The sequence below is a fragment of the Nocardioides panacisoli genome, from assembly GCF_019448235.1.
Classification (GTDB): Bacteria; Actinomycetota; Actinomycetes; order Propionibacteriales; family Nocardioidaceae; genus Nocardioides; species Nocardioides panacisoli_A.
This window is the reverse complement of sequence record NZ_CP080409.1, coordinates 2,835,638-2,861,372: the sequence shown is the minus strand read 5'-3', so window position 1 is coordinate 2,861,372 and position 25,735 is coordinate 2,835,638. Positions and strand designations below refer to the sequence as shown.

At 72.5% G+C, this 25,735-nt stretch carries 27 protein-coding genes; 16 read left to right on the top strand and 11 right to left on the bottom strand.

The features are described from left to right. The first annotated feature begins 17 nt into the window (after positions 1 to 17). The 3 genes from KUV85_RS13855 to KUV85_RS13845 all read left to right on the top strand — a co-directional run bounded on the left by KUV85_RS13855 (position 18) and on the right by KUV85_RS13845 (position 4,711). A complete protein-coding gene (locus tag KUV85_RS13855; protein ID WP_219960478.1) occupies positions 18 to 752 on the top strand; it encodes a beta-phosphoglucomutase family hydrolase in 735 nt (244 codons plus the stop codon). After that, complete coding sequence (locus tag KUV85_RS13850) at positions 749 to 3,271, top strand: glycoside hydrolase family 65 protein (protein WP_219960477.1); 2,523 nt, start codon at positions 749 to 751, stop codon at positions 3,269 to 3,271. Before KUV85_RS13855 ends, KUV85_RS13850 begins: the two co-directional genes overlap by 4 nt. A gap of 180 nt (positions 3,272 to 3,451) precedes the next feature. Continuing rightward, a complete protein-coding gene (locus tag KUV85_RS13845) occupies positions 3,452 to 4,711 on the top strand; it encodes an MFS transporter (protein ID WP_237690298.1) in 1,260 nt (419 codons plus the stop codon). On the opposite strand, the gene KUV85_RS13840 is transcribed toward KUV85_RS13845, so the two are convergent. Together KUV85_RS13840 and KUV85_RS13835 are read right to left on the bottom strand one after the other, a co-directional pair. Continuing rightward, positions 4,701 to 6,119 (bottom strand): sensor histidine kinase, encoded by a 1,419-nt coding sequence (locus KUV85_RS13840; protein ID WP_219960475.1) that lies wholly within the window; start codon positions 6,117 to 6,119, stop codon positions 4,701 to 4,703. The genes KUV85_RS13845 and KUV85_RS13840 overlap by 11 nt on opposite strands. An 8-nt stretch (positions 6,120 to 6,127) precedes the next feature. Then, positions 6,128 to 6,859, bottom strand: a complete 732-nt coding sequence (locus KUV85_RS13835) for a response regulator transcription factor (RefSeq protein ID WP_237690145.1) — start codon at positions 6,857 to 6,859, stop codon at positions 6,128 to 6,130. 135 nt (positions 6,860 to 6,994) lie between these two features. On the opposite strand from KUV85_RS13835, the gene KUV85_RS13830 reads away from it, so the two are divergent. The 3 genes from KUV85_RS13830 to KUV85_RS13820 all read left to right on the top strand — a co-directional run bounded on the left by KUV85_RS13830 (position 6,995) and on the right by KUV85_RS13820 (position 10,046). Beyond that, complete coding sequence (locus KUV85_RS13830; protein ID WP_219960474.1) at positions 6,995 to 7,408, top strand: pyridoxamine 5'-phosphate oxidase family protein; 414 nt, start codon at positions 6,995 to 6,997, stop codon at positions 7,406 to 7,408. Positions 7,409 to 7,464: 56 nt separating this feature from the next. Continuing rightward, positions 7,465 to 9,039 (top strand): GAF domain-containing sensor histidine kinase, encoded by a 1,575-nt coding sequence (locus KUV85_RS13825; RefSeq protein WP_219960473.1) that lies wholly within the window; start codon positions 7,465 to 7,467, stop codon positions 9,037 to 9,039. A gap of 125 nt (positions 9,040 to 9,164) precedes the next feature. Further along, positions 9,165 to 10,046 (top strand): universal stress protein, encoded by an 882-nt coding sequence (locus KUV85_RS13820; RefSeq protein WP_219960472.1) that lies wholly within the window; start codon positions 9,165 to 9,167, stop codon positions 10,044 to 10,046. Positions 10,047 to 10,096: 50 nt separating this feature from the next. Here KUV85_RS13820 and KUV85_RS13815 read toward each other — a convergent pair whose 3' ends face one another. Next, complete coding sequence (locus KUV85_RS13815; protein ID WP_237690144.1) at positions 10,097 to 10,738, bottom strand: response regulator; 642 nt, start codon at positions 10,736 to 10,738, stop codon at positions 10,097 to 10,099. A 43-nt stretch (positions 10,739 to 10,781) separates the two neighbouring features. Next, complete coding sequence (locus KUV85_RS13810; RefSeq protein WP_219960471.1) at positions 10,782 to 11,393, bottom strand: dienelactone hydrolase family protein; 612 nt, start codon at positions 11,391 to 11,393, stop codon at positions 10,782 to 10,784. Positions 11,394 to 11,491: 98 nt separating this feature from the next. On the opposite strand from KUV85_RS13810, the gene KUV85_RS13805 reads away from it, so the two are divergent. The 4 genes from KUV85_RS13805 to KUV85_RS13790 all read left to right on the top strand — a co-directional run bounded on the left by KUV85_RS13805 (position 11,492) and on the right by KUV85_RS13790 (position 15,814). Next, positions 11,492 to 11,893, top strand: coding sequence for a MerR family transcriptional regulator (locus tag KUV85_RS13805; RefSeq protein WP_219960470.1), 402 nt, complete (start codon positions 11,492 to 11,494; stop codon positions 11,891 to 11,893). Positions 11,894 to 11,944: 51 nt separating this feature from the next. Then, entirely contained in the window at positions 11,945 to 13,516 is a 1,572-nt protein-coding gene (locus KUV85_RS13800; protein WP_219960469.1) for a peptide chain release factor 3, read from the top strand. A 164-nt stretch (positions 13,517 to 13,680) separates the two neighbouring features. Further along, positions 13,681 to 15,198, top strand: a complete 1,518-nt coding sequence (locus KUV85_RS13795; protein ID WP_237690143.1) for a SulP family inorganic anion transporter — start codon at positions 13,681 to 13,683, stop codon at positions 15,196 to 15,198. A gap of 61 nt (positions 15,199 to 15,259) precedes the next feature. Further along, positions 15,260 to 15,814 carry a DUF421 domain-containing protein gene (locus KUV85_RS13790; protein WP_219960468.1) on the top strand — a complete coding sequence of 185 codons (555 nt, stop codon included), beginning with the start codon at positions 15,260 to 15,262 and terminating at the stop codon, positions 15,812 to 15,814. 51 nt (positions 15,815 to 15,865) lie between these two features. On the opposite strand, the gene KUV85_RS13785 is transcribed toward KUV85_RS13790, so the two are convergent. The 3 genes from KUV85_RS13785 to KUV85_RS13775 form a co-directional block, all read right to left on the bottom strand. Beyond that, positions 15,866 to 16,354 (bottom strand): DoxX family protein, encoded by a 489-nt coding sequence (locus tag KUV85_RS13785; protein WP_219960467.1) that lies wholly within the window; start codon positions 16,352 to 16,354, stop codon positions 15,866 to 15,868. Between the two features lie 88 nt (positions 16,355 to 16,442). After that, the gene (locus KUV85_RS13780; protein ID WP_219960466.1) at positions 16,443 to 17,063 is read right to left on the bottom strand and encodes a DinB family protein; all 621 of its coding nucleotides are present in this window, start codon (positions 17,061 to 17,063) and stop codon (positions 16,443 to 16,445) included. After that, on the bottom strand, positions 17,060 to 18,232 hold the full coding sequence (locus KUV85_RS13775; RefSeq protein WP_219960465.1) for an MFS transporter: 1,173 nt from the start codon (positions 18,230 to 18,232) through the stop codon (positions 17,060 to 17,062). The genes KUV85_RS13780 and KUV85_RS13775 overlap by 4 nt, the downstream gene beginning before the upstream one ends. A 79-nt stretch (positions 18,233 to 18,311) precedes the next feature. Here KUV85_RS13775 and KUV85_RS13770 point away from each other — a divergent pair, with 79 nt between their 5' ends. Continuing rightward, complete coding sequence (locus KUV85_RS13770) at positions 18,312 to 18,731, top strand: SRPBCC family protein (protein ID WP_219960464.1); 420 nt, start codon at positions 18,312 to 18,314, stop codon at positions 18,729 to 18,731. Positions 18,732 to 18,746: 15 nt separating this feature from the next. Here KUV85_RS13770 and KUV85_RS13765 read toward each other — a convergent pair whose 3' ends face one another. Then, entirely contained in the window at positions 18,747 to 19,325 is a 579-nt protein-coding gene (locus KUV85_RS13765) for a TMEM165/GDT1 family protein (RefSeq protein WP_219960463.1), read from the bottom strand. Between the two features lie 168 nt (positions 19,326 to 19,493). Next, entirely contained in the window at positions 19,494 to 20,465 is a 972-nt protein-coding gene (locus KUV85_RS13760; protein ID WP_219960462.1) for an amidohydrolase family protein, read from the bottom strand. 75 nt (positions 20,466 to 20,540) lie between these two features. Here KUV85_RS13760 and KUV85_RS13755 point away from each other — a divergent pair, with 75 nt between their 5' ends. Further along, entirely contained in the window at positions 20,541 to 20,906 is a 366-nt protein-coding gene (locus tag KUV85_RS13755; RefSeq protein WP_219960461.1) for an ArsR/SmtB family transcription factor, read from the top strand. Between the two features lie 33 nt (positions 20,907 to 20,939). Beyond that, positions 20,940 to 21,959, top strand: a complete 1,020-nt coding sequence (locus tag KUV85_RS13750) for an SRPBCC family protein (protein WP_219960460.1) — start codon at positions 20,940 to 20,942, stop codon at positions 21,957 to 21,959. A gap of 6 nt (positions 21,960 to 21,965) precedes the next feature. Here KUV85_RS13750 and KUV85_RS13745 read toward each other — a convergent pair whose 3' ends face one another. Beyond that, a complete protein-coding gene (locus tag KUV85_RS13745) occupies positions 21,966 to 22,106 on the bottom strand; it encodes a hypothetical protein (RefSeq protein WP_219960459.1) in 141 nt (46 codons plus the stop codon). After that, on the bottom strand, positions 22,106 to 22,633 hold the full coding sequence (locus KUV85_RS13740) for a DUF4396 domain-containing protein (protein ID WP_219960458.1): 528 nt from the start codon (positions 22,631 to 22,633) through the stop codon (positions 22,106 to 22,108). The genes KUV85_RS13745 and KUV85_RS13740 overlap by 1 nt, the downstream gene beginning before the upstream one ends. Before the next feature lie 161 nt (positions 22,634 to 22,794). Between KUV85_RS13740 and KUV85_RS13735 the strand changes: the two genes are divergently transcribed. From KUV85_RS13735 to KUV85_RS13725, 3 genes are read left to right on the top strand one after another with little or no spacing between them, the layout of a single operon-like run. Further along, positions 22,795 to 24,498, top strand: coding sequence for a carbon starvation CstA family protein (locus KUV85_RS13735; RefSeq protein WP_219960457.1), 1,704 nt, complete (start codon positions 22,795 to 22,797; stop codon positions 24,496 to 24,498). Next, the gene (locus KUV85_RS13730) at positions 24,495 to 24,770 is read left to right on the top strand and encodes a cory-CC-star protein (RefSeq protein ID WP_219960456.1); all 276 of its coding nucleotides are present in this window, start codon (positions 24,495 to 24,497) and stop codon (positions 24,768 to 24,770) included. Before KUV85_RS13735 ends, KUV85_RS13730 begins: the two co-directional genes overlap by 4 nt. Next, positions 24,761 to 25,723, top strand: a complete 963-nt coding sequence (locus tag KUV85_RS13725) for an ArsA family ATPase (RefSeq protein WP_219960455.1) — start codon at positions 24,761 to 24,763, stop codon at positions 25,721 to 25,723. Before KUV85_RS13730 ends, KUV85_RS13725 begins: the two co-directional genes overlap by 10 nt. Positions 25,724 to 25,735: the final 12 nt, after the last annotated feature.

The window sequence follows — 25,735 nt, the reverse complement described above, 5'->3', positions numbered from 1 at the left end:
GCCCTACGGTGAAGCCCATGGATTGGGGCCGGTACGACGCCGCGCTGTTCGACCTCGACGGGGTGGTGACGCCCACCGCCGAGGTCCACATGCGCGCCTGGGCGACGATGTTCGAGGAGTTCCTGCGCAGCCGCGGGGTGAGCGAGGCCTACACCGACGCGGACTACTACGCCCACGTCGACGGGATGCCGCGCTATGACGGGGTGCGGTCCTTCCTCGCCTCCCGCGGCATCACGCTGCCCGAGGGCGACCCGAGCGACGACCCGGCCACCGAGTCGGTCGCCGGCCTCGGCAACCGCAAGAACGAGGCGTTCAACGAGGTGCTGCGCACCGACGGCGTGACGGCGTACGCCGGCTCGGTGATGCTCATCGAGCACCTCGCCGAGCGTGGGATCCCGATGGCGATCGTCTCCTCCTCCCGCAACGCGCCGGCCGTGCTCGAGGCCGCCGGCCTCACCGCCCACTTCGAGACCGTCATGCACGGCGGCGTGGCCGCCGAACGCGGACTGTCCGGCAAGCCGGCACCCGACACCTTCCTCGCCGCCGCCGCGGACCTCGGCGTCGGGCCGTCCGGGTGCGTCGTGCTCGAGGACGCCGTGAGCGGCGTCGCCGCCGGCGCTGCCGGCGAAGTCGGCCTGGTGGTCGGCGTGGACCGCGGCGCAGGAGCCGAGGCGCTCACCGACGCCGGTGCCGACGTCGTCGTCAGCGACCTCATGGAGCTGCTGCCCGCCCCCGGAGAGGAGACCGCGTGAGCCCCGACGGACCGTCCCACGTCGCCCCGCCGTCCTCGGACCCCCTGGACCGCTCCCGGTTCCCGATCGACGAGTGGCGCCTGGTCGAGACCCGCTTCGGCGACGACGACCTCGGCACCACCGAGTCCCTCTTCAGCGTCGGCAACGGCTACCTCGGGATGCGCGGCAACTACGAGGAGAGCCGCGACGCCGCGGTCGACGGCACCTTCGTCAACGGCTTCCACGAGACCTGGCCGATCCTGCACGCGGAGGAGGCCTACGGCTTCGCCCGTGTGGGGCAGACCATCGTCAACGTGCCCGACCCGAAGGTCATCCGGCTCTACGTCGACGACGAGCCGCTCCAGCTCTCGGCTGCCGACCTCCTCGAGTACGAGCGCGCGCTCGACTTCCGCGACGGCGTCCTGACCCGCGACCTGATCTGGCGCACCCCCGGCGGCAAGCGGGTCCAGGTGCGCAGCAAGCGCATGGTGCCGCTCAACCAGCGCCACCTCGCGGTGATGACCTTCGAGGTGACGCTGCTGGACCACAAGGCGTCGGTGGCGATCTCCTCCCAGCTGCTCAACCGGCAGGACGTGCCCCGACAGCAGGGTGCCGGTGACGGCGGGGCCTACGACCCGCGCAAGGCCGACCGGTTCGACCGACGGGTCCTGCTGCCGCAGCTCGACGGCGCCCACGACACCGGGCGCATCCTGCTGGGCTACCAGTGCGCCGACAGCGGGATGACGCTCGGCGTGGTCGCCGACCACGACCTGCGGACCGCCTCGGACAGCGCGATGCAGGTGCACTCCGAGGAGGACATGGCCAAGGTGATCTACCGCGTCGCGGCCGAGCCCGGCGTACCGATCACCCTCACCAAGCTGGTCTCGGTCCACACCGCCGACTCGATCCCGCCCCGCGAGCTGATCGACCGGTGCGAGCGCACCCTGGACCGCACCCACGAGGAGGGCCTGGCCCACCAGTTCGGCGAGCAGCGCGCCTGGCTCGAGGAGTTCTGGGAGCGCAGCGACGTCCAGATCGGCGGACGGCCCGACCTGCAGCAGGCCGTGCGGTGGAACCTCTTCGCGATCGCCCAGGCGGCCGCCCGCGCGGAGGGACAGGGCATCTCGGCCAAGGGCGTGACCGGCTCCGGCTACGGCGGTCACTACTTCTGGGACACCGAGGTGTACGTGATGCCGTTCCTCACCTACACCATGCCCTACGCCGCGCGGAACGCCCTGCGGTTCCGCTACTCGCTGCTGGACTACGCACGCGTGCGCGCCAGCGAGCTGGCCCAGCGGGGTGCGCTCTTCCCGTGGCGCACCATCAACGGCCACGAGGCGTCGGCGTACTACGCCGCCGGCACCGCGCAGTACCACATCGACGCCGACATCGCCTATGCACTGAGCCAGTACGTCGGCGCCACCGGCGACACCGACTTCGTCGCCCGCGAGGCGATCGACATCTACGTCGAGACCGCGCGCCTGTGGGCCGACCTCGGCTTCTGGCGCGACGAGGGCAAGCGCCGGTTCCACATCCACGGCGTCACCGGCCCGGACGAGTACACGACCGTGGTCAACGACAACCTGTACACGAACGTCCTCGCGCGCTTCAATCTCCGACGGGCGGCCGACGCCGTGTGGGAGCTGCACCGCGACGACCCGGAGGCGTACGAGCGGCTCGTCCGGCGTACCAACCTCGACCCGAGCGAGGTCAACGAGTGGGCCGACTGCGCGAAGGGGATGTTCATCCCCTACGACGAGCACCTCGGCATCCACCCCCAGGACCGGCACTTCCTCGAGCGGGAGATGTGGGACCTCGAGCACACGCCGATGGACAACCGGCCGCTGCTGCTGCACTACCACCCGCTGGTGATCTACCGGTTCCAGGTGCTCAAGCAGGCCGACGTGGTGCTGGCGCTCTTCCTGCAGGGCGAGGAGTTCACCCCGGAGCAGAAGAAGGCCGACTTCGACTACTACGACCCGCTGACCACCGGCGACTCCACGCTGTCGGCGGTCGTGCAGTCGATCATGGCGGCCGAGGTGGGCTACCACGAGCTCGCGCTGCGCTACTTCCACGGCGCGCTCTACGTCGACCTGGCCGACCGGCACGGCAACACGACCGACGGCGTCCACGTCGCCTCCACCGGTGGCGTGTGGAGTGCCCTCGTCGCCGGGTTCGGCGGGTTCCGCGACGTCGGTGCCTCCGCGGGTGAGCAGCAGTGGCGGCTCGACCCGCGGCTGCCCGAGGAGTGGGACTCGCTCTCCTACCGGCTCACCCTGCGCGGCACGCGGGTACGCGTCACGGTGCGCGCCGAGGAGCTGCAGCTGGAGATCGAGGACGGCCCCGGGCCGGTCCCGTTCCTGGTGCGCGGCGAGTCGGTCACCGTCACCTCCGACCAGCCGGTCAAGGTCGCGCTCACCCACCAGGGACCGCAGCTGGCCGGGGCACCCGCGCCACCGGACGCCGTACGCCGTGCCGACGGCACGGTGATCGGCTCGGTCGTGCCGTGGGGCGACGACGACGCGCCGTACCTCGACTGACCACGGGGCACGGCCAGCCGAGTTGGCGCCGACTCGGCGGGCTTGAGAGCCGAGTTCGCGCCGACTCGACCCGATCCTGAGCCGAGTTGGCGCCGACTCGGCACCCGGGGACGACGGAGCTGACCGAAACCCGCTCGCGTGCCGTCGGCGGCGACCGGGAGAATGCAGCCCGTGGTGGGCATGGGTTCGTTCTGGCAGCAGCTCCCGACCGAGGGGCGGTGGCTGCTCTCGACGGTGGCGTTCCAGACCCTGGGGCGCGGCCTGACGCTGCCGTTCACGATCGTCTACCTCAACGAGGTCCGCGGCTTCGACCTCGACCTGTCCGGCACCCTGATGGCGCTCATCGCCGTCGTGGCGCTGCTCGCCACCGGCCCGGGCGGCATCTTCACCGACCGCGTGGGCGCCCGCCGCGTGCTGCTGGTCGGCTTCGGCTCGATGATGGTCGGCAGCATCGTGCTGGCCTTCGCCACCACGCCGTGGGCCGCCGCCCTGGGACTGGCGCTGATCGGGGTCAACTTCGGCGTCACCTGGCCGGCGTTCAACGCGGTGATCGCCGAGATCACCACCGGCGACCTCCGGCTGCAGTACTTCGGCATCAACTTCGCCCTGGTCAACCTCGGCATCGGTGTCGGCGGCATCATCGGCGGCCTCTACGTCGACGTGTCCGAGCCGCGCACCTTCACCACGATCTTCCTCGTCGAGGCCGCGAGCACGCTGATCCCGATCGGCCTGATGCTCGGTCCGCTGCGTCACGTCGCCGGCCGCCCCGAGGCGACGACCGAGGACACCGACGACGCCGGTGGCAGCTACCTGGCGATCCTGCGGCAGCCGGCGATGGCGGTGCTGGTCCTGTTGACCTTCTTCTCGGTCTTCGTGGGCTACGGCCAGCTCGAGGCCGGCCTGCCGGCCTTCACCCGCCAGGTCTCGGAGGTCTCGACACGCACGCTGGGCATCGCCTTCGCGGTCAACACCGGCGTGATCGTGGCATTCCAGTTCTTCGTGCTCGGGCGCATCCGCGGCAAGCGGCGCACGCGCGTGATGCTGGTGATGTCCGGCACCTGGGTCGCCGCCTGGGTGCTGCTGGGCACCACCGGCCTGGCCCCGGCGAGCATGGCCGCCGCGGCCGGCGTCCTCGCCTTCATGGGCGTCTTCGCCCTCGGCGAGACGATGCTGCAGCCGACCATCCCGGCGGTGACGAACGACCTCGCCACCGACCGCACCCGCGGCCGCTACAACGCGCTCAGCTCGGCCGCCTTCCAGGGCGGCGCGATCGCCGGGCCGATCGCGGCCGGCCTGCTGCTGGACCGCGGTTGGGGCAACGGCTACGTCGCGGTCATGGTGGCCGGCTGCGTGGCGGTCGCCGCCCTGGCCCTGGTGCTCGAGCGTCGCATCCCCGCCGCGGCCAACGGACTGGTGGAGCCCGACCCGGTCAGTCGCTGACCGGCAGGTCGACCCGGATCCGGGTGTCGCCCGGGACGCTGAGCAGGGAGACGGCCCCGCCGTGGGCCGTCACGATGGCCTGGACCAGCGCCAGGCCGAGACCCACGCCGCCCTCCCGGTGGCGCGAGGCGTCACCACGGGAGAACCGCTCGAACGCCGAGGAGACCAGCTCGGCCGGGAAGCCCGGTCCGTCGTCGCGCACCTCGAAACCACCCTCGTGCAGCGCCACCGTGACGGTGCTGCCCGCGGGCGTGTACTTGCGGGCGTTGGTCAGCAGGTTGGTCACCACCTGGCGCAGCCGCAGCTCGTCGCCGGTGACCACGACGGGCTCGTCGCCCTCGGGCAGCCGCACCCGCCAGTGGTGACCCGGGGCGACGACGTGCGCGTCGTCCACGGTCTCCAGCACCAGTCGCGACAGGTCGACCGGCTGACGCTCCAGTGGCCGACCGGCGTCGAGACGCGCGAGCAGCAGCAGGTCCTCGACCAGCGCGGTCATCCGCTGGGACTCCTCCCCGACCTTGGTCAGTGCGGCGTCGATGGTGGCCTCGTCCCGCCGACGCCGGGCGAGCTCGGTGTAGCCGGCGATCGTGGTGAGGGGAGTGCGCAGCTCGTGGGAGGCGTCGGCGACGAACTGCCGCACCTGCTGCTCGCTGCGGTGGCGTGCCTCCAGCGAGGTCTCCACGTGGGCGAGCAGCGTGTTGAGCGCACCACCGACCTTCCCGGTCTCGGTGCGGGGGTCGGTGAGGTGGTCCGGCACCCGCTCGGTGATCGCGATCTCGCCCTCGCTCAGCGGGAGCTCCGCCACCGCGTGGGCGGTCTCGGCGACCTCGTTGAGCGGACGCAGCTGACGGCGTACGAGCAGGGTGCCGAGCCCGGCGGCGGTGAGGACGCCGAGCAGGCCCAGCACGACCTCCCACTGCACCAGCGAGGCCACCGCGCGGTCGACCTCACCGGTCGGGAGCCCCGTCACCAGCCGCCCCTCGAGATCGGCCGCGACGCGGTAGCTCTCCCCGGCCACCTCCACGGTGTGGGCCTCGCCGTCACTGGGCACCGCGGCGAGCGATGCCAGGTCCTCGGCGTCGAGCAGCTCGGCCTCGCCGCGCTGCTCGCTGAGCACGAACCCGACGTCGCGCCCGGGGAAGGCCACCAGGGTCCCTGGCCGCTGGTTGCCGATCTCGGGCACGTCCCCCTCGAACCGGTCCAGCAGCCGGTCCCGGCTCGGCAGCGGCAGGCCGGCGCGCGGGCCCCCGGCCCGGTCGACCGACGACAGCACCTCCCGGTCCAGCTCGTCGTGGAGGTGGTCGCTCATCGCGAGCGCCGTGGCGAGACCGACCGAGGCGGACACCACGGCGACCAGTGCGACCGCGGTGATGACCAGGCGGGAGGTCAGGGAGCGTGGGAGACGCATCTGTCGACCTACGTCGTCGGCTTGAGCACGTAGCCCGCACCGCGGACGGTGTGGATCATCGGCTCCCGGCCCGCGTCGATCTTCTTGCGCAGGTAGGAGATGTAGAGCTCCACGACGTTGGCGTCGCCGCCGAAGTCGTAGTTCCACACCCGGTCCAGGATCTGTGCCTTGCTGAGCACCCGGCGCGGGTTGCGCATCAGGTAGCGCAGCAGCTCGAACTCGGTCGCGGTGAGCGCGACCTCGTCGCCGTCGCGGTGCACCTCGCGGCTGTCCTCGTCCATGACGAGGTCGCCGACCCGCAGGGCGTCGTCCTCCTGCGCCGCCGCGGCCACGCCCGCGCGGCGTACGAGCGCCCGCAGGCGCGCCACCAGCTCCTCCAGCGAGAACGGCTTGGTGACGTAGTCGTCACCGCCCGCGGTCAGGCCCGCCACCCGGTCCTCCACGGCATCCCGCGCGGTCAGGAACAGCACCGGCACCGTGGGGTCGAAGGCCCGGATGCGCTGCAGCGCGGTCATCCCGTCGAAGTCGGGCAGCATCAGGTCCAGCACCACCACGTCGGGCCGCTGCTGTCGCGCGGCGTCGACGGCCGCGCGTCCGGTGTGGGCCGTGGTGACGTCCCATCCCTCGTAGCGCAGCGCCATCGCCACGAGCTCGGCGATGTTGACCTCGTCGTCGACGATCAGGGCCGTCAGCGGCGTCCCGTCGGCGCGCACCGGGGCAGTCGGGGAGGAAGCGTTCACGACCCCAGTCTGGACCGGCGACCTGTGTGGTTGCTGTGAGAGCGCCCTCCGCGCCGGCACCGCGGGTCCAAGGGCCAGTGGTCCCGGGTCCTTCGGCACCTCCGCACCGCGGCCAGACGGCGCTGCAATGGCAGCATGCAGCGATCGATCGAGTTGCCCTACGACGAGTGTCGCCGCCGCCTGTCGACCGCGGACGTCGGTCGGGTCGCGATCTGTGCACCGGACGGTCCGCAGATCGTCCCGGTCAACTACGTCCTCGACGAGGAGTCGATCATCTTCCGCATCGCGCCCTACAGCCTGCTCGGCACGCGTGCCGACGGCGCCCGGCTCGCGTTCGAGGTCGACCACCTCGACCACGCGACGCGTGCGGGGTGGAGCGTGGTCGCCAGCGGCCCCGGAGAGTTCGTCGCCGACACCTTCGAGACCGCACGGTTGCGGATGCACGGGCTGCTGGAGCCGTGGGCCGGCGGCGCCCGGCCGCTCCACGTCCGGATCCGATGGACGCGGCTGACCGGGCGAGCGGTGGGCGCGCCCCCACCGCGGGAGTGACCGGCGTACGACGGCGAGCCCGGACCCGCGCGGTCAAGGTGGGCCACAATCGACCCATGGCACGCGAGGAACCCGTCCTGCCGACCTCCGCCCGGGCGCTGCTCGACGCGGTGATGGCGATCGGGTCGGACCTGGACCTGCCGCGCACCCTGGACCGGCTGGTCCTCGCGGCCTGCTCCCTGACCGATGCGCAGTACGGCGCGCTGGGCGTGATCGGTGAGGACGGCGAACTGGCCGAGTTCGTCTACCACGGCATCGACCCCGACACCCGCGGCCGCATCGGCGACCTCCCCCGCGGCCGCGGGGTGCTGGGCCTGCTGATCGACGAGCCCGCCTCGATCCGCCTGCACCGGCTCCAGGACCACCCGTCCTCCTACGGGTTCCCCCCGAACCATCCGCCGATGCGGAGCTTCCTCGGCGTCCCGGTCCGGATCGGCGAGACCGTCTTCGGCAACCTCTACCTGACCGACAAGGCCGGGGGCGCGGACTTCACCGCCCAGGACCAGGTGCTCGTGGAGGCCCTCGCCGCCGCGGCGGGCTACGTCGTCGAGAACGCCCGCACCTACGGGCGCTCCGAGCGCCAGCGCGCGTGGCTGGAGGCCGCCGCCCTGCTCCACGACGTGGTGCGGCCCCCCGCCGGCCTCGACGAGGCGTTCGGCCACCTCGCCGTCGCCGTCCGCGTCGCCGGCGACGCCCGCGCGGTGGGCGTGCTGCACGAGACCGACGGCCGGTTGGAGCTGGTCGCACGGGAGGGGCGGCATGCGAGCGAGGTGCCCGCCCTGTGCGAACGGCTCCGCAGCCAGCTCGCCTCCGCCCTGGACGAGGGTCCCCCGCCGGCCATCCCGTTGCCGGACGGCACCGCCGCGCTCGTGGTGCCCCTGCACGGGGACCTCTTCGGGCGGGCCGTGGTGGTGGCGGTCCTCGACGACGCCCCGGCGGCGCGCGCCCACGAGCGGCCGATGCAGGGCTTCGCCCCGCACGCCTCACTCACCCTGGACCGCCTCCGCGCGGTCGCGGACCGGGAGCAGCTCGCCGTGGTCAGCGACCGCGAGCGCATCGCCCGCGACCTGCACGACGTGGTGATCCAGCGTCTCTTCGCTGTCGGGCTCAGCCTGCAGGCCACCCAGGCCCAGGCCACGGCGCCCCGGGTCCAGCAACGCATCACCCAGGCGGTGGCGGACCTGGACACCACCATCAGCGACATCCGTACGACGATCTTCCGGCTCAGCAGGAACGCTCCCGAGGGTCTCCGGTCGGCCCTGGACACGCTGGTCGCCGAGTACCGCACCGCCCTGGGGTTCACCCCGGAGCTGCGGGTCCACGGGCCGCTGGACGCCGCGGCCGAGCCCCTCGCCGAGGACGTCCTCGCGGTGGCGCGCGAGCTCCTCTCCAACGTCTCCCGCCACGCCCGCGCGACCCGCACCGCGGTCGAGGTCCACGTGCAGACCGCACCGGACCCCTCGCTGACCCTGCAGGTCGTCGACGACGGTGTCGGCCTGCCGGAGGACCGCCGCGAGAGCGGCCTGGCCAACATCCGCCGGCGGGCCGAGCAGCGCGGGGGCGGCGTGGAGATCGGCCCCGCCCAGAGCCCCGGCACCAGCATCACCTGGCGGGTCCCCCTGCCCCGCTGAAGGCGGACCACCTCGCGCCTCCCGCGGGACCAAGGTCCCGCAGCCTCCCGACCCTCTCCCCTGCCGCCCACCCGGGCACCGGGGGTGTCCTTGTGACGTCAACGCACGACCGGGAGGAGACACCGATGAGCAACGAGGCGACAGCCCCCCACCGCCGGCACGCCGTCGTCGTGGGCGTGGACGGTTCTGAGGGCAACCACACGGCGATCACCTATGCCGCCGAGGAGGCACTCGCCGCCGGGCGGGCCCTGCGGCTGGTGACCGCGGTCGACCAGGAGGGCTGGCTCCTCTCCGAGGGCGCGGTCTCCGCCCACGCCGAGAAGATCCTCGCCGAGACCGACGACCGGACCCGCAAGGAGTACCCCGACCTCGACCTGGAGACCCGTGTCCGGTGGGGTCACCCGGTCGCGGCACTGATGCACCAGACCGGCGAGGACGACGTACTGGTCGTGGGGACCCGGGGCCTCGGTGCACTGCACCGGGCGCTGGTCGGCTCCACCTCGATCCGGGTGGCCTCGCGCGCCGACGCGCCCGTGATGATCGTGCCGAGCAGCTGGGCCGGCGCGGACCCCGCCACGGCGCCGATCGTGGTCGGCATCGACCCCGAGCGCGACCACGGCGAGCCGCTGCGGTTCGCCGTCGAGCGTGCCCGACGGCTGGGGGCGAGCGTGCGGGTCGTGCACGCCGTGGACCTCGACGCCGTCCTGGTCCTGGGCGCGGCCGCGGTCTCCAGCGCCGACATCCACGACTGGGAGCAGCGCAGCTCGGCCGCGATCGAGACCGCCGTGGCGCCGTTCCGCGAGGACCACCCCGAAGTCACCATCGAGGTGGTCAAGGACCGCGGGCACGCCGCCGCGATCCTGCTCGACAACGCCGCGGACGCCCAGCTCATCGTGCTCGGCCGCCGCCACCGCGGACCGTCGGCCTGGGGCCTCGGGTCGGTCGCCCGCGAGGTGCTGCACCGGGCCGAGCTGCCCGTGGCCGTGGTGCCCATCGCCCACAAGTGACCCCGCGGTGGTCCCCGGCCCCGCCACGCTGGGGGAGGCGGGGCCGGGGATCACCGCAGCAGTCGCGTCGCCAGCACCGCCGCCTGCGTACGCCGCTCCAGGCCGAGCTTGGCCAGCAGGCCGGAGACGTAGTTCTTCACCGTCTTCTCCGCCAGGTGGAGCCGCTGCCCGATCTCGCGGTTGGTCAGGCCCTCCGCGATGAGCTCGAGGATCTCCCGCTCCCGCTCGTTGAGCCGCGCCAGCTCGGCGGGCTGCTGCTCCTCGCCGTGACGGACCCGTTCCAGCACCCGGGCGGTGAGCGCGGGGTCGATGAGGCTCTGCCCGGCGGCCACCCGGCGCACGGTGTCGACCAGGTCGCCGCCGGCGACCTGCTTGAGGACGTAGCCCGAGGCGCCCGCCAGGATCGCGGCGAACAGGGCCTCGTCGTCGTCGTAGGAGGTCAGGATCAGCGCCGCGATCGACCCGTCCACGGCGCGTACGTCGCGGCACACGTCGACGCCGCTGCCGTCGGGGAGCCGGCCGTCGAGGATCGCGACGTCGGGGCGCAGCGCCGGGATGCGCGCCGTCGCCTCCGCAGCGAGCCCGGACTCGCCGACGACCTCGATGTCGCCGGCACCCTCCAGCAGCTCGCGCAGCCCCCGCCGGACGATCTCGTGGTCGTCGAGCAGGAAGACCCGGATCGGTGGGGTCACCACGGTCCCTCCTCTCCCGGTGCGCGCGTCGACGAGCGACGGTTCATCCGACGCGGGCCAGGAAGGCGAGGAGCCGGTCCTCCACCTCCCGCGCCGCGGCGGCGTCGTACGCCGCGAGGCTGTCGTCGGCGAAGAGGTGCCGGTCACCGGCGTAGGTGAAGACCTCCAGCTCGTCGCGCCCCTCGCCGAACTCGCGGGCCGCGGCGAGGTCCTCGGCGAACCACTCGTCGTCGACCATGCCGTGGACCTGGCCACGCAGCCCGTCGGGCCAGGTGCCGAAGAACTCCGGTGGCGCGAAGCTCTCCAGCAGCACCGCACCACGGGCGCCGGGCCGGTTCTGCGCGAGGCGCTGGGCCGCCATCACGCCCAGCGACCAGCCGAGGTAGACCAGCTCCTCCGGGAGGGCCTCGGCCACCGCCGCGGCGCGCTCGTCGAAGGCGTCGCCCAACGAGCGTGCGTGTGCGACGCCCTCCTCGACGGTGTCGAAGGTGCGGCCCTCGTAGAGGTCGGGGGCGTGCGCGGTGTGGCCGCCCGCCGCCAGCCGGTCGGCGAGCGACCGGACACCGGACGTGCAGCCCTGGGCGTGGTGGAGCAGCAGGATCTCGGCCATCGGTCCTCCCGGGTCGGTGTGGCTGTCCGCATCGTTGCGCGACACCGTCCGGAGGGCAAGGCCCACCCGACGCCGAGGACGTGCGGACGACGTGGGCGCTCAGTCTAGGGTTGGCCGACACGCGTCACGGGAGTGGGAACGGGATGGATTCGCAGCACATGCAGATCGGCGAGGTGGCCGACCGCACGGGGCTGAGCCTGCGCACCATCCGCTACTACGAGGAGGTCGGCCTGCTGGCGCCGACCGCCCGCACGACCGGCGGGTTCCGGCTCTACGCCGACGCCGACGTGACGCGACTGGAGCTCATCAAGCGCATGAAGCCCCTCGACTTCAGCCTCGAGGAGACCCGGGCGCTGCTGGAGGTGCTCGACGGCCTCGAGGACCCGACCTCGGCCGGGGACCCGGCGCTGCTGGCGCGGCTGGAGGAGTTCCACGACGCCGCGCTCGGCCGGGTCGCGGCGGTGCGGGAGCGGCTGGCCATCGCCGACGGCTTCGCCGCCCACCTCGCCGAGCAGCTCACCCGCCACGGCGGGACCTCGCGGTGAGCGCGACCGAGCCCGCCGACCGACACTCACGCGACGGTAGAGTGGGCCCACGTGCCGACCAGTGACGTCCTCCCCCGCCGTACCTTCGCGGTGATCAGCCACCCCGACGCGGGCAAGTCGACCCTCACCGAGGCCCTCGCGCTGCACGCCCAGGTGATCGCCGAGGCGGGTGCCGTGCACGGCAAGGCGGGTCGGCGCGGCACCGTGTCGGACTGGATGGACATGGAGCGCAAGCGCGGCATCTCGATCAGCTCCGCAGCCCTGCAGTTCACCTACCGCGACCACGTGGTGAACCTGGTCGACACCCCGGGCCACGCCGACTTCTCCGAGGACACCTACCGCGTGCTGTCCGCGGTCGACGCGGCGGTGATGCTCGTCGACGCCGGCCGCGGCCTCGAGCAGCAGACCCTGAAGCTCTTCCAGGTGTGTGCCTACCGCGGCATCCCGGTCATCACCGTCATCAACAAGTGGGACCGACCCGGCCTGACCGCGCTGGAGCTGATGGACGAGATCGAGCGGGAGATCGGCCTCAAGCCCACTCCGTTGACCTGGCCGGTGGGCGAGTCCGGTAAGTTCCACGGCGTCCTGGACCGCCGCGACGGCGGCTTCATCGAGTACACCCGCACCTCCGGTGGCGCGACCCGGGCACCCGAGCGCCACCTGTCCGCCACCGACGCCGCCGCGGTGGCCGGCGAGGCGTGGAGCACGGCCGCGGAGGAGGCGGACCTGCTGGGCCTGGACGAGGCCGACCACGACCAGGCCCAGTTCCTGGCCGGGAGGACCACACCGGTCCTGTTCGCCTCCGCCCTGCTCAACTTCGGCGTGGCCCAGCTGCTCGACGTGCTCGTCGACATCGCGCCGCCCCCCGGCCCCACCCCGGACGTGGACGGCGGCGCGCGTGACCCCGGCGACGACTTCAGCGCCTTCGTGTTCAAGGTGCAGGCCGGCATGGACGCCGCCCACCGCGACCGGCTGGCCTACGCCCGGATCTGCTCCGGGGTCTTCGAACGGGGCATGGTCGTCACCCACGCCGCCACCGGGCGGCCGTTCGCGACGAAGTACGCCCAGGCGGTCTTCGGCCGCGACCGCAGCTCGGTCGAGACCGCCCACCCCGGCGACATCATCGGCCTGGTCAACGCCACGGCCCTCCGGGTCGGGGACACCATCCACACCGGCCCGGCGGTGCACTACCCGCCGATCGCCCGGTTCGCCCCCGAGCACTTCGCGACCGCCCGTGCGGTCGACACCGGCCGCTACAAGCAGTTCCGCCGCGGCATCGAGCAGCTGGACCAGGAGGGCGTGGTGCAGGTGCTGCGCTCGGACCTGCGCGGGGACCAGGCACCCGTGCTGGCCGCCGTCGGGCCGATGCAGTTCGAGGTCGTCGCCGCCCGAATGGAGTCGGAGTTCAACGCCCCGATCAAGCTCGACCGGCTCCCGTACTCGCTCGCCCAGCAGACGGTGCCCGAGAGCCTCGACGAGCTCGCCGGCCTCAGCGGCATCGAGACCCTGGAGCGCTCCGACGGCACGCTGCTGGCGCTCTTCCCGGACAAGTGGCGGCTGGGCTCGGTGCAGCGGCTGCACCCGGACCTCGTCCTGGAGCCGCTGCCCGCCAGCGCCCGCTGAGCGCGCGGCGTGGGCCACGTCACCGTGACGACGATGCCGCCGCAACCCTGACCCAACGGTAGGGTTTGCGGCATCGGGCACGCCGTGGCCCCGCCCCGTGCCCCGTCCCCCGCGTCACCGACGACGCATCCCACGCCGTCCGCTGCCACCCCCCTGGAGCACCCGTGTCCGATGCTGCCCCCAGCGATGCTGCCCTGAGCGATGACCACTCGGTCGCCACCGCCCTGCGTACGCCGCACCTGCTGCGCCGCGAGGTGCTCGCCGGACTGGTGGTCGCCCTCGCGCTGATCCCCGAGGCGATCTCGTTCTCGATCCTCGCCGGGGTCGACCCGCGAGTGGGGCTCTTCGCGTCCTTCACCATGGCGGTCTCGATCGCCTTCCTGGGCGGCCGCCCGGCGATGATCTCCGCCGCGACCGGCGCGATCGCCCTGGTCATCGCGCCCGTCGCCGCCCAGCACGGGCTGGACTACCTGCTCGCCACGGTGATCCTCGGCGGCGTGATGCAGGTGGTGCTCGGCCTGGCCGGCACCGCCCAGCTGATGCGGCTGCTGCCGCGCTCGGTGATGGTGGGCTTCGTCAACGCGCTCGCGATCCTGATCTTCCTTGCGCAGATCCCGCACATGGTCGACGTGCCGCTGCTGGTCTACCCGATGATCGCCGCCGGCCTGGCGATCCTGGTCTTCCTGCCGAAGGTCACCTCGGCGGTCCCGGCCCCGCTGGTCGTGATCGTCGTGCTCACCGCGGTCGCGCTCGCGGGCGGCATGGAGCTGCCCGACGTCTCCGACGAGGGCGAGCTGCCGCGCAGCCTGCCGTCGCTGCTCTTCCCCGACGTCCCGCTGACCCTGGAGACGCTGCGCATCATCGCGCCGTACGCCTTCGCCATGGCGATGGTCGGGCTGCTGGAGTCGCTGATGACGGCCAAGCTGGTCGACGACATCACCGACACCCACTCCGACAAGCACCGCGAGTCGTGGGGCCAGGGTGCGGCCAACGTCATCACCGGCTTCTTCGGCGGCATGGGCGGTTGCGCGATGATCGGCCAGACGATGATCAACGTGAAGGCCTCGCGGGCCCGGACGCGGATCTCGACCTTCTGTGCCGGCGTCTTCCTGCTCATCCTCGTCGTCGGCTTCGGCGACGTCGTGGGCCGGATCCCGATGGCCGCCCTGGTCGCGGTGATGATCATGGTCGCCGTCGGCACCTTCGACTGGCACAGCGTCGCCCCGTCGACGCTGAAGCGGATGCCGGTGCCGGAGAACCTGGTCATGCTGACGACGGTCGCCGCGGTCGTGGTCACCCACAACCTCGCCATCGGGGTCGTGCTGGGCGTGGTGCTGGCGTTCATGCTCTTCGCGCGCCGGGTCTACCACCTCGTCGGCGTGCACCGCGAGGTCGTCGCGGCCGGTGACGGCGAGCGCGAGCACGTGCGCTACGAGGTCACCGGCGAGCTCTTCTTCGCCTCCAGCAACGACCTCTACTACCAGTTCGACTACGTCGGCGATCCCGACCACGTCGTCATCGACCTGAGCCGGTCCCACGTCTGGGACGCCTCCACGGTCGCGGCCCTGGACGGCATCACCACCAAGTACGAGAACAAGGGCAAGACCGTCGAGATCGTCGGCCTCAACCGGGCCAGCTCGGACATGCACGACCGGCTGACGGGACAGCTCTCCACCCACTGACGGCACGGGTGCGCGATGATCGGGTCGGAGGACCCCACCGTCGCGACGAGGAGTACGACGCATGCGTGACCTGCTCTGGCTGACCCCGACCGAGGCACTGGCGGTCGCGATCAGCACGGCAGCGATGTACCTCGCGCTCGTGGTGCTCGTCCGGCTGCTGGGGCACCGCATGGTGTCGTCGATGTCGGCCTTCGACTGGGCCGCGGTCATCGCGTTCGGGTCGATCATCGGTCGCGCCGCCCTCGGTGAGGCTCCCGTGCTCGGCGGCGGACTGGTCGCGCTGCTCACCCTCGTCGCGGTGCAGGCAGCCACCGGGGCGCTCCGCGTGCTGCCCCTGGGCAACGAGATGGTCTCGCGCCACCCCGTGCTCCTGATGGCCGACGGCAGGGTCTTCCTGGAACAGCTGCGCAAGGTCCACATCACCAGCCCGGAGCTGCACTCCCAGCTGCGGCTGGCCGGCGTCCACGGCTACGACGAGGTGGCGATGGCGGTCTTCGAGCCCACCGGGCGGGTCAGCGTGCTGCACCAAGGAGTGCCGATCGAGCCACGCCTGCTGATCGGCGTGGACGGGCGGGCGCTGGTGCCCGAGCACCTGCTCGCCCAGGGCGGGGCCTGACCCGCGACGGGCCCGGTCCCGTGCCGGGCAGCGGCACAGGCGGCGGGTCGGTCAGGTGCTCGAGGCGTCGCGATGGACTGCCGTGGCCCGGGGCACCGAGGCCGGCGCCGTCGCGGTCTCCATCCCCAGCATGCCGTCCAGGGACAGGCGTCCCGGCCCGATGAAGAGGAGGCCGAGCAGCCCGGCGAGCAGCGCCGTGTCGAGCTCGGCACCCGGCCCGTCCATCACGATGAACCCGACCTCCGCCTTGATCAGGACGATCGCCCCGACCATGACGGCGATCAGCGGCAGGGTCACCAGTCGCGTGAACACCCCGAGGATGAGGGCGATGCCGCCGATCCCCTCGGCGATGGTGATCAGCCAGGCCACCACCTCGGGAGCGGGGACGTTCTCCGCCTCCAGCGTCGGCGCGAAGTTCGACACGCCGTTGTCGAACTTCTGCCAGCCGTGGGCGGCGAACACGCCACCGACGCCGATGCGGAGCAGGAGTGGACCGAGGTCGGAACTGCGGCCCAGGAACGAGGATCCGATCGCCTTCATGGGGCACCTCCAAGGGTTCTGGCCCTCTGGACATCCACGGTACTCCGGGTGTGGTGAGCGTCACATCGCGTGCGCGAGTCCCCCGCGCTCAGGCGAACCGGTCCGCCAGCGCAGCCAGCCGGGCGACGTACGTCGGCCAGTCGGTGTCGCCGGGGCCGTCGGGCACGTTGCTGTTGCTCGCCACCATGCCGACCGCGCCGTCGATGCCCTCGCGCAGGATGTCGGCGTGACCGGCGTGGCGCGTCAGGTCGCCCAGCACGTGCACGGCGATGCGGTGCAGCGTCACCTCGCCGCGCTCCGGCGGCCACCACGGCACCCGGCCGCGCGCGTCGAGGCCGAGCCCCGCGATGGTCTCGTCGGCGAACTCCCCCACGCGGCGGTGGAGGTCGAGCAGCCCGTCCCTGGCCTCCTCGGCGGTCGCGTACCAGTCGGCCTGCGGGTCGGTGTCGTACGCCGTCATCGGGACCAGCTCCTCCGGCGTCGGCCAGGTGCGCCCGAAGGTCGGCCCGAAGTAGCCCGCCTCGACATTGAGGCAGTGCTTGACGATGCCGAGCAGGTTGGTGCCGGTCGGGGTGCGCGGCAGTCGGACCTCCCGCTCGGAGAGGCCGTCGAGCTTCCACCACAGCGCCTCACGAGCGGACCAGAGGTAGTGCCGCAGCACCGCGGCGGGGTCGAGCAGCTCGGTGCCCGGGGTGCGCTCGGAGCTCACCGCACCATTGTGCCCCCGACGGCGCCGGGGCGGGGTCGGGGCAACGTCGCGACGGTGACCGCCGCGATCGCGGCGCCGACGAGCATGACTGCACTCGGCCCCAGCAGGTGCTGGGTCAGCAGGACGAACACGTAGGGAGCGGCGAAGCCGAGGTAGGAGAAGGCGTAGAACACCGCACTGACGCGGGTGCGGTCCTCGGGGAGGCTGACGGCCTCGACGCGGGCCAGCCCGCCCACCAGCAGCAGGCCGTACGCCGCGCCGAGGACCAGCGCGATCACGAACAGCAGTGCGGGCCACTCCACCCGGAAGGCCCAGGCGCAGACCAGGCTCCCGACGGCGGCGCACGCGGTGCCCAGCGACAGGGAGAGTCCGGCCGCGCGCTGCTCGAGGCGCTTGGCCAACGGCTGCACGCCGACGCCGGTGAACAGCGTCAGGCCGAGCACCACCGCGCCGGTGGCCACCGGCAGCGTCGTCACCGTGATGACGCCCGGGGCGATCGCGAACGCCGTGGCCGCGCCGCCGAACACCCACGGCGCGGTCAGCGGGATGGTGCGCAGGAAGGTGGGGGCGGCGACGGTCGCGCGGGCCGTGGCCCACGAACGGCGGGCGGCGCCGGCGTTGCGGGCCGGTGCGACCGGCAACAGCCACACCGCCGCCACCGCGACGCAGGAGAGCAGCAGGTGCGCGGCGTACGGCAACACCTCCGGGGCAGGGGCCCACTGCCCCAGCAGGCCGACCACGAACGGCCCGCCGCCGAACCCGAGCGTGAGGGCGACGGTCGCCCGGCGCGGCCCCGCACCGACCCGCGACAGGTCCATCAACCACGCCGTGCCGGGCGCCAGGACGATGCCGGTCGCCGCGCCGGCGACGAACCGCCCGACCGGCAGCAGCGCGTCGTACGCCGACCCGAACGCGAGCAGGACCGTGCCGACCGCGGAGAGCACCACCGCCACGCGGACGGGGGCCCGGTGGTCGAAGCGGTCGCCGACGACGGCGGTGACCAGCAGCGCCGGGATCAGCCCGGCGGCGTAGATGCCGACGGCGATGGAGACGAAGGACTCGGAGTGGCCCTCGCGGTAGACAGCGAGGAGCCCGGCGAAGTGGTTGGCGCCCCAGCCGACGGCGGTCATCGCCACCGCGACCCGGAACCACGGTGCGATCGTGGACATCGCCTCGCACGCTAGCCGGGGGCGGTTGGTTCCCGGTCGGCAGGGCGGGAGCGGGGCAGGGCGACCTACGATGCGGAGCGTGACGACCGTCCGCGTGCGCTTCGCCGCCCCTCCCGACGTCGTGTTCGACCACCTCGCCGACCCGCGACGCCGTCCGGAGTGGCAGTCGAGCCTGCGGGCGGTGGAGATGCTCGACGAGGGCGCGCCGCGGCTGGGCATGCGGTGGATCGACAAGACGTCGGTCGGTGCGGCGCCGACGATGGAGATCACCCGCTTCGAGCGGCCCCGGGCGTGGAGTGAGTCCGGGGCGTGGCGCGGCATCACCGCCGAGCTCGACCTCGCCTTCACCCCCGACGGCGACGGCACGATGGTGGCGGCCGAGTTCCGTCTCACCGGGACCGGGCCGTGGACGCTGCCGGCGATCGGGTTGACCCGGCTGGCGCCGCTGGGCATCCGGGGCGACCTGCGGCGTGCGGCCCGGAGCCTGACCGGGCGCTGAACGCACCGGCGTCACTCAGAGCCAGCCGGCCCCCTGGGCGAGGAGCAGGACGCCGAACACCGCGAACAGCGCGGCGGCGCCGTAGGTGATGGTGCGCTCGGGGAGCTTGCGGCCGAGGAGCGCGCCGACGCCGATCGCGAGGGCGTCGGCCGCGACCATGCCCACGGTCGACCCGATCCAGGTGCCGAGCCAGCCTTCTTGGGTGGCCAGGGTGATGGTGGCCAGCATCGTCTTGTCGCCGAGCTCGGCGAGGAAGAACGCCGTGCCGACCGCCACGACGGCCAGGCCGCGGCTCGCGCGGGCCTTGGCCGCCTCCTCCTCGGTCAGCTCGTCGCCGCGCAGCGTCCAGGCGGCGAAGCCGAGGAACGCCAGGCCCGCGACGACCCGGATCGCGCCCTGCGCATCGGCGAAGGCGTCCCCGATGGCGTAGCCGATGCCGACCGAGGCGAGGTGCACGATCGCGGTCGCGGCCGTGATGCCGATCAGCACGTCCCGCGCGCGGTAGCGGGCGGCGAAGGTCATCGCCATCAGTTGGCTCTTGTCGCCGAGCTCGGCGACGAAGATGACGGCGGTGCTCAGGAAGAACGCGTACACGGGTGGTCCTCTCCAGCGCCCGGCCGGAGGGGTGTCCGTGGACGCGCCTTCGACCGGGCACGTCCACGGTTGATGGTGCGTGTCCAGTCGAAAGTCTCGTCCGCCACCCGGAGGTGGCCCGACGCGCCGGGCCCGAGGGGCCAGTGTGTCGACGCGAGGAGTTGGGGACTACTCCCTTTCGTCCGCGATGCTACCGGCACCCGGTGCGGGCACCTCGAACAGGGCCGCGGCGTTGTCGTGCAGCACCCCGCGCAGCCAGTCCTCGCCCAGGTCGAGCCGCTCCAGCGCCTCCACCTGGTGCAGGTAGTCGTGGGGGATGTTGGGGAAGTCGGTGCCCAGCAGCACCCGGTCACCCAGGTCGAGCAGGCGGGGGCGCAGGTCGGCCGGGAAGGGCATGGTCTGCTCGGAGAAGTCGGTGAAGACCATCGTGGTGTCGAGGTGCACGCCCTCGTGGGCGTCGGCGAGGTCGAGGAACTCGGCGTACTCCGGCATGCCCAGGTGGGCGATGACCAGCCGCAGGTCGGGGTGGCGTCGCAGCACCTCGCCGATCGGCCCGGGACCGGTGAACGGACCGGGCGTGGGTCCGGATCCGCAGTGGATGACCAGCGGCGTGCCGGACTCGGCCAGCAGCCCCCAGACCGGGTCCAGCAACGGGTCCCGGGGGTCGTAGGCGCCGACCTGGAGGTGGGCCTTGCCGATCCGGGCGCCGGCGTCGAGCTCGGCGGCGACGGCCTTCCCCACCCCCTCCTCGGGGTAGAAGGTGAAGGTGCGCAGGCAGTCGGGCGTGCGGGCGGCGAAGTCCGCGCTCCAGGCGTTGAGCCAGTCGGCCATCGCCGGCTTGTGCGGGTAGAGCATCGAGGTGAAGCGGCGTACGCCGAACTCCCGCAGCCGGGCGACGCGGTCGTCCTCGTCGGTGCGGTAGGTGATGGGCCACTCGACGCCGCCGTGGTCGCCGACCCGGTCGAAGTAGGCCCACACCTTGGCCATCACGTTGTGGGGCATGAAGTGGGTGTGGACGTCGATCGCACCCGGGATGCCGAGCCGCTGCCACGTGGCGTGGAGCCGTTGCGCTTCGTCGGGTCGCGGGTCGTTGCGAGGCGGGTCGGCGGGGTCGGTGGGCGCACACACGACGGTCAGCATGCCCGATCGCCGGGTAGGGCTTGTGCGTTGCGTCCGACCTCGCTAACCTACAACCAAATGGTTGTAGAAACTGAGTTGCCCCAGGACGAGGTCGACCGGATCTTCCGGGCCCTCGCCGACGCGACGCGCCGCGACATCGTGCGCCGCACCCTCGCCACCGAGGCGTCGGTCTCCGACCTCGCGGCGGCGTACGACATGTCCTGGGCCGCCGTGCAGAAGCACATCGCCGTACTGGAGGGAGCGGGGCTGGTGACCAAGGAGGCCCGCGGCCGCGCCCGCATCGTGCGCGGCAATCCCGAGACGATCCGACGCGCCCAGGCGCTGCTGGATTCCTACGAGCAGATCTGGCGTGGCCGCGTCGCGCGGCTCGACCAGCTCCTCGCCGACCCCGTCGGCCCTCACGACCCTCACGACCTTCACGACACCGACAGCACCGACTGACATCCACCGATCAGCCCGAACCCAGGAGAGACCATGCCCGTCACCGAGGTCCACAAGGACGCCGACAACCTGACCATGACCGTGGTCGCCGACTTCGCCGCCCCACTGCAGCGCGTGTGGGACGCCTACGTCGACCCGCGCCAGCTGGAGAAGTTCTGGGGGCCTCCCGGGTTCCCGGCCACCTTCACCCGCCACGACTGCTTCCCCGGCGGCCTCTCCCACTACACGATGACCGGGCAGGCCGACCCGACCAGCACCGACCTGGAGCAGGAGGTCCTCACCCACGGCGGCTACTGGGAGTGGCTCGACGTCAAGGCGCCCGAGGGCGCCGAGCCGACCACGGCCTCGTTCGAGGTGCGCGACGGCTTCAGCCGCGAGGACGGCACCCCCAACACCGACCTGCCGGGGATGCGGATGGTGTTCGGCTTCGAGGCCACCCCCGAGGGCACCCGGATGAGCACCACGACCTACTTCGCCGCCGTCGAGGAGATGGCGCAGATCCTGGAGATGGGCGCCGAGGAGGGCATGCGCGAGGCCATGGCCCAGATCGACGACGTGCTCACCGACCTCTCCTCCTTCGCGGCCGGCCGGGGCACCACCACGACGCTGCTCGACGACACCCGCGCGCGCATCAGCCGCGTCATCCGCGGGTCGGTCGACCAGGTCTGGCGCGCGCACCACGACCCCGAGCTCGTGCGGCAGTGGATGCTCGGTCCCGACGGGTGGCGCATGGTGACCTGTGAGGTCGCGACCGAACCCGGCGAGACCTACCGCTACGAGTGGGAGCCCGACGGCGAGGGTGAGGGCTTCGGCTTCACCGGGACCCTCACCGACAGCGAGCCGCCGTACCGCTCGGCCCACACCGAGCAGATGATCGGCGACCCGACGATGGTGGCCTACGAGACCACCTTCACCCCCGTCACCGAGGGCACGCTGCTCTCCCACGTCATGAGCTGCCCCAGCCAGGAGGTCCGCGACCAGATCCTGGCGACCGGGATGACCGACGGGATGGAGACCAGCTACCAGCGCCTGGAGCGGGTCATCGCCGCCTGAGCGGCCTCACCGTACGACGGTCACCTGGCTGCTCGACCCGTGCTGGGGGGACTGGTCCGCGTCGTCGTCCAGCTGTGCGGCGACCGACACGGTCAGTCCGCCCAGCAGGAAGCCGATGATGGCCGAGGCCAAGGACTTGGTGTCCATCAGGCACCTCCCTCGTGGTCGTCGTGGTCGTCGTGGTCGTCGCGGTCCCCGTGGTCGCCGTGGCCCTCGTGGAACCGGTGGGTCAGGGCGTGGCCCTTGCCCTTGTCGATGAGGTAGCGGTTGACCGGGAACGCGGCCGCGAAGGCCGCCGCCAGGGCGACCATCATCGAGAGCCAGAAGACCGGGTTGACCAGTCCGGCGTTCATCGCACCGGGGATCACGGCCATCACCAGGTTGTCGACCAGCTCCATGGTCGCGATCGACAGGGTGTCGGCGGCGAAGACGACACTCAGCGCGGCACCGAAGCCGACGCCGGCACCCAGCAGGGGCAGGGTCGAGAGCGAGTAGCCGAACAGGAACGCGAGGCCGACGGCCAGGGCGATCGTCACGCCGCTGGACAGCCCCAGGGCGGTGCCGATCAACAGGCCGAGGATCTCGCCGATCGCACAGCCGGTCAGGCAGTGCAGGGTGGCGTTGGCCGCCATCTGGTTGCGCGGATTCACCTGGATCACTCCTTCCACCAGCACGAACAATACCCCTTGGGGGTATATTCCGGACCACCGTCCGGCGTGCGTCGCTGACCGCTCGCCGATCCGGCGGCGTACGCCGGTGACGGCGGTCACAGCGGGCCCGTACAGTGGCGGGTTGCCACCCCTGCGCGGGCTCGGGCGACGACGAAGGGCGAACCATGAACTCTCTGCTGCTGCTGCTGATCGGCCTGGCGATGCTCGCCGGCGGATACCTGCTCTACTCCAAGTTCCTCGGCGAACGCGTCTACCGGCTCGACCCGGCGTACGCGACGCCGGCACACCAGATGACCGACGGCGTCGACTACGTGCCGACCAACAAGTTCGTCCTCTGGGGCCACCACTTCACCTCCGTGGCGGGCGCGGCGCCGATCGTCGGCCCGGCCATCGCGGTGATCTGGGGCTGGCTGCCGGCGTTCCTGTGGGTCACGCTCGGCACCGTCTTCTTCGCCGGCATGCACGACCTCGGCGCGCTGTGGGCCTCGGCCCGCAACCGCGGCCAGTCGATCGGCATGCTCTCGGGCCGCTACATCGGGCCGCGCGGCCGCAACCTCTTCCTCGTCGTCATCTTCCTGCTGCTGCTGATGGTCATCGCCGCGTTCGCCGTCGTGATCAAGGACCTGCTCATCAGCACGCCCAGCGCCGTGATCCCCGCCTGGGGCGCGATCCTGGTCGCGCTGGTCGTGGGCCAGATGATCTACCGCTGGCGGATGAACCTCGCCGTCACCACGGTGCTCGGCGTCACCGCGCTCTACGCGCTGATCCTGGTCGGCGACCGGTTCCCCATCGAGCTGCCCGACCCGATCCTGGGCGTCTCCCCCGCGACGTTCTGGATCGTCGCACTGTTCGCCTACGCCGGCATCGCCTCGCTGCTGCCGGTCTGGGTGCTGCTGCAGCCGCGTGACTACATCAACGGTGTCCAGCTCTTCATCGGCCTGGGCGTGCTCTACGGCGCTGTCCTGCTCAGCGCGCCCGAGATCGTGGCCCCGGCGGTCAACGACTCGGTGCCCGAGGGCACGCCGGGCATGGTGCCGCTGCTGTTCGTCACCATCGCCTGCGGTGCGATCTCCGGGTTCCACGGCATGGTCTCGTCGGGCACCTCCTCCAAGCAGCTCGACTCCGAGACCGACGCGCGCTTCGTCGGCTACTTCGGCGCCGTCGGCGAGGGCCTCCTCGCACTGGGCGCGATCCTCGCCGCGACGGCCGGCTTCCGCACCCTGGCGGACTGGGAGGCGGTCTACTCCGCCTTCGGCCAGGGCGGCGTCGGCGCGTTCGTCGACGGCGGTGGCGCCATCGTCAACGCCGGCCTCGGCCTGCCCACCTCGCTCAGCGCCACCATCCTCGCCACGATGGCGGTCCTCTTCGCCGCCACCACCATGGACACCGGCGTGCGGCTCCTGCGCTTCGTGGTCCAGGAGGCCGGCGACGTCGCCTCGGTCAAGGTCGGCAAGGGCCTGGCCACCGCGATCGTGCTGGTCGTGTCGGTCGGCCTCACCTTCAGCCAGGGTGGCGGCGGCGCCGGCGGCATGCGCATCTGGCCGCTGTTCGGCACCACCAACCAGCTGCTGGCCTCGCTGACGCTGTCGATCGTGGCGGTCATCCTGCTGCGCAAGCGCCGCAACCCCTGGCCCGCGCTCATCCCGCTCGCGTTCGTGTTCGTGATGTCGTTCTACGCCGCCATCGTGCAGCTGGGTGACCTCTACGACGCCAGTGACTGGTTGCTGCTCGGCCTCGACGCGGTGATCATCGTCGCGGCCGTCTGGGTCGCGGTCGAGGCGGTGCTGGCGATGAACAAGGCCCGCACCGACCCGCCCGAGGCGGCCGACGCCGACCTGACCCACGCCGAGCAGTCGAGCGGGTCGTGACCCGGGGCGCCGGACTGCGGGCCCGGTGGCGGGCCTTCAGCGAGGGGCTGGCGGAGTTCTACGCCGGCCCCTACCGGCGCACCTTCGCCCGCGCGAAGCGGGAGGAGGACGACCTGTTCACCCTCGTGGTGCTCGCCGAGGCGCTCGGCGTGCCCGACCCGTCGGCGTACCACTCCGCGGAGCTGGTGCCTGCGCTCTACCCGGAGTTCCACGCCTGGCACCGGCGCATCGGGCTGGACCGGTCACCGCTGGAGCACGTCGGGTGCTGCTGAGGTCGCTCGCCGACCGGCGGGTGCTCTTCGCCGGCGGCAAGGGCGGGGTCGGCAAGACCTCGGTGGCCTCCGCCCTGGCGCTGGACCGGGCGCGGCAGGGCGAGCGGGTGCTGCTGGTCTCGACCGACCCCGCCCACAACCTCGGCCACCTGTGGGGGCGCGACGTCGGTGACGCCCCGACCCGGGTGACGACCGACACCGTCGTGGACGCGGTCGAGATCGACCCCGACCGCACCGTCGCCCGGCACCTGGCCGAGGTACGCCGCACCATGCTCCGGCTGCTGCCCGAGCGGATGCACGGGCCCGCCGAGCGCCACCTCGACCTCGCCCGCGAGGCGCCCGGCACCCACGAGTCGGCCGTGCTGGACCGGCTCGCCGAGGTGCTCGAGGACGGCCTGGCGTCCCACGACCTGGTCGTCGTCGACACCGCGCCGACCGGGCACACACTGCGGCTGCTCGCGATGCCCGAGCAGCTGACGTCGTGGACCACCTCGCTGCTGGCCAACCGTGACCGGGCGGAGAAGTTCGGCGCCGCGGTGCGGGGCCTCGGGGGTGGGACCGAGGGCGACGGCGACACCGACGCCGAGCTGCGGCGCGTGCTGCTGCGGCGCCAGCGGCGGTTCGCGGCGCTGCGCGACGTGGTCGCCGACCACGAACGCACGGCCTTCGTCGTGGTGACCACCGCTGAGCGGATGCCGGTCACCGAGTCGCTGGCGCTGCTGGACCAGCTGCGCGAGCTGGGCATCGCCGTCGGCGGTGTCGTTGCCAACCGGCGCTCCCCCGTCGACGCCGGCGACCTCCTCGCCGAGCGCCGACGACTCGAGGACGACCAGCTGGCGACGCTGCGCGCCCGCTCGGACGGCGTGCCGCTCGTCGAGGTGCCGCTGCTGCCCGGTGACCTCACCGGCGAACACGGCGTCGCCGCCCTCGTCGACGCGCTCACGGTCGGCTGAGACCGGCGTACC

Coding starts and splice junctions, on each gene's coding strand:
- KUV85_RS13840 (WP_219960475.1), bottom strand. CDS start 6,119: ATGCGTCTCCCACGCTCCCTGACCTCCCGCCTGGTCATCACCGCGGTC.
- KUV85_RS13745 (WP_219960459.1), bottom strand. CDS start 22,106: ATGGACACCAAGTCCTTGGCCTCGGCCATCATCGGCTTCCTGCTGGGC.
- KUV85_RS13820 (WP_219960472.1), top strand. CDS start 9,165: ATGAGCAACGAGGCGACAGCCCCCCACCGCCGGCACGCCGTCGTCGTG.
- KUV85_RS13775 (WP_219960465.1), bottom strand. CDS start 18,232: ATGTCCACGATCGCACCGTGGTTCCGGGTCGCGGTGGCGATGACCGCC.
- KUV85_RS13760 (WP_219960462.1), bottom strand. CDS start 20,465: ATGCTGACCGTCGTGTGTGCGCCCACCGACCCCGCCGACCCGCCTCGC.
- KUV85_RS13830 (WP_219960474.1), top strand. CDS start 6,995: ATGCAGCGATCGATCGAGTTGCCCTACGACGAGTGTCGCCGCCGCCTG.
- KUV85_RS13790 (WP_219960468.1), top strand. CDS start 15,260: ATGCGTGACCTGCTCTGGCTGACCCCGACCGAGGCACTGGCGGTCGCG.
- KUV85_RS13750 (WP_219960460.1), top strand. CDS start 20,940: ATGCCCGTCACCGAGGTCCACAAGGACGCCGACAACCTGACCATGACC.
- KUV85_RS13785 (WP_219960467.1), bottom strand. CDS start 16,354: ATGAAGGCGATCGGATCCTCGTTCCTGGGCCGCAGTTCCGACCTCGGT.
- KUV85_RS13735 (WP_219960457.1), top strand. CDS start 22,795: ATGAACTCTCTGCTGCTGCTGCTGATCGGCCTGGCGATGCTCGCCGGC.
- KUV85_RS13825 (WP_219960473.1), top strand. CDS start 7,465: ATGGCACGCGAGGAACCCGTCCTGCCGACCTCCGCCCGGGCGCTGCTC.
- KUV85_RS13845 (WP_237690298.1), top strand. CDS start 3,452: ATGGGTTCGTTCTGGCAGCAGCTCCCGACCGAGGGGCGGTGGCTGCTC.
- KUV85_RS13855 (WP_219960478.1), top strand. CDS start 18: ATGGATTGGGGCCGGTACGACGCCGCGCTGTTCGACCTCGACGGGGTG.
- KUV85_RS13805 (WP_219960470.1), top strand. CDS start 11,492: ATGGATTCGCAGCACATGCAGATCGGCGAGGTGGCCGACCGCACGGGG.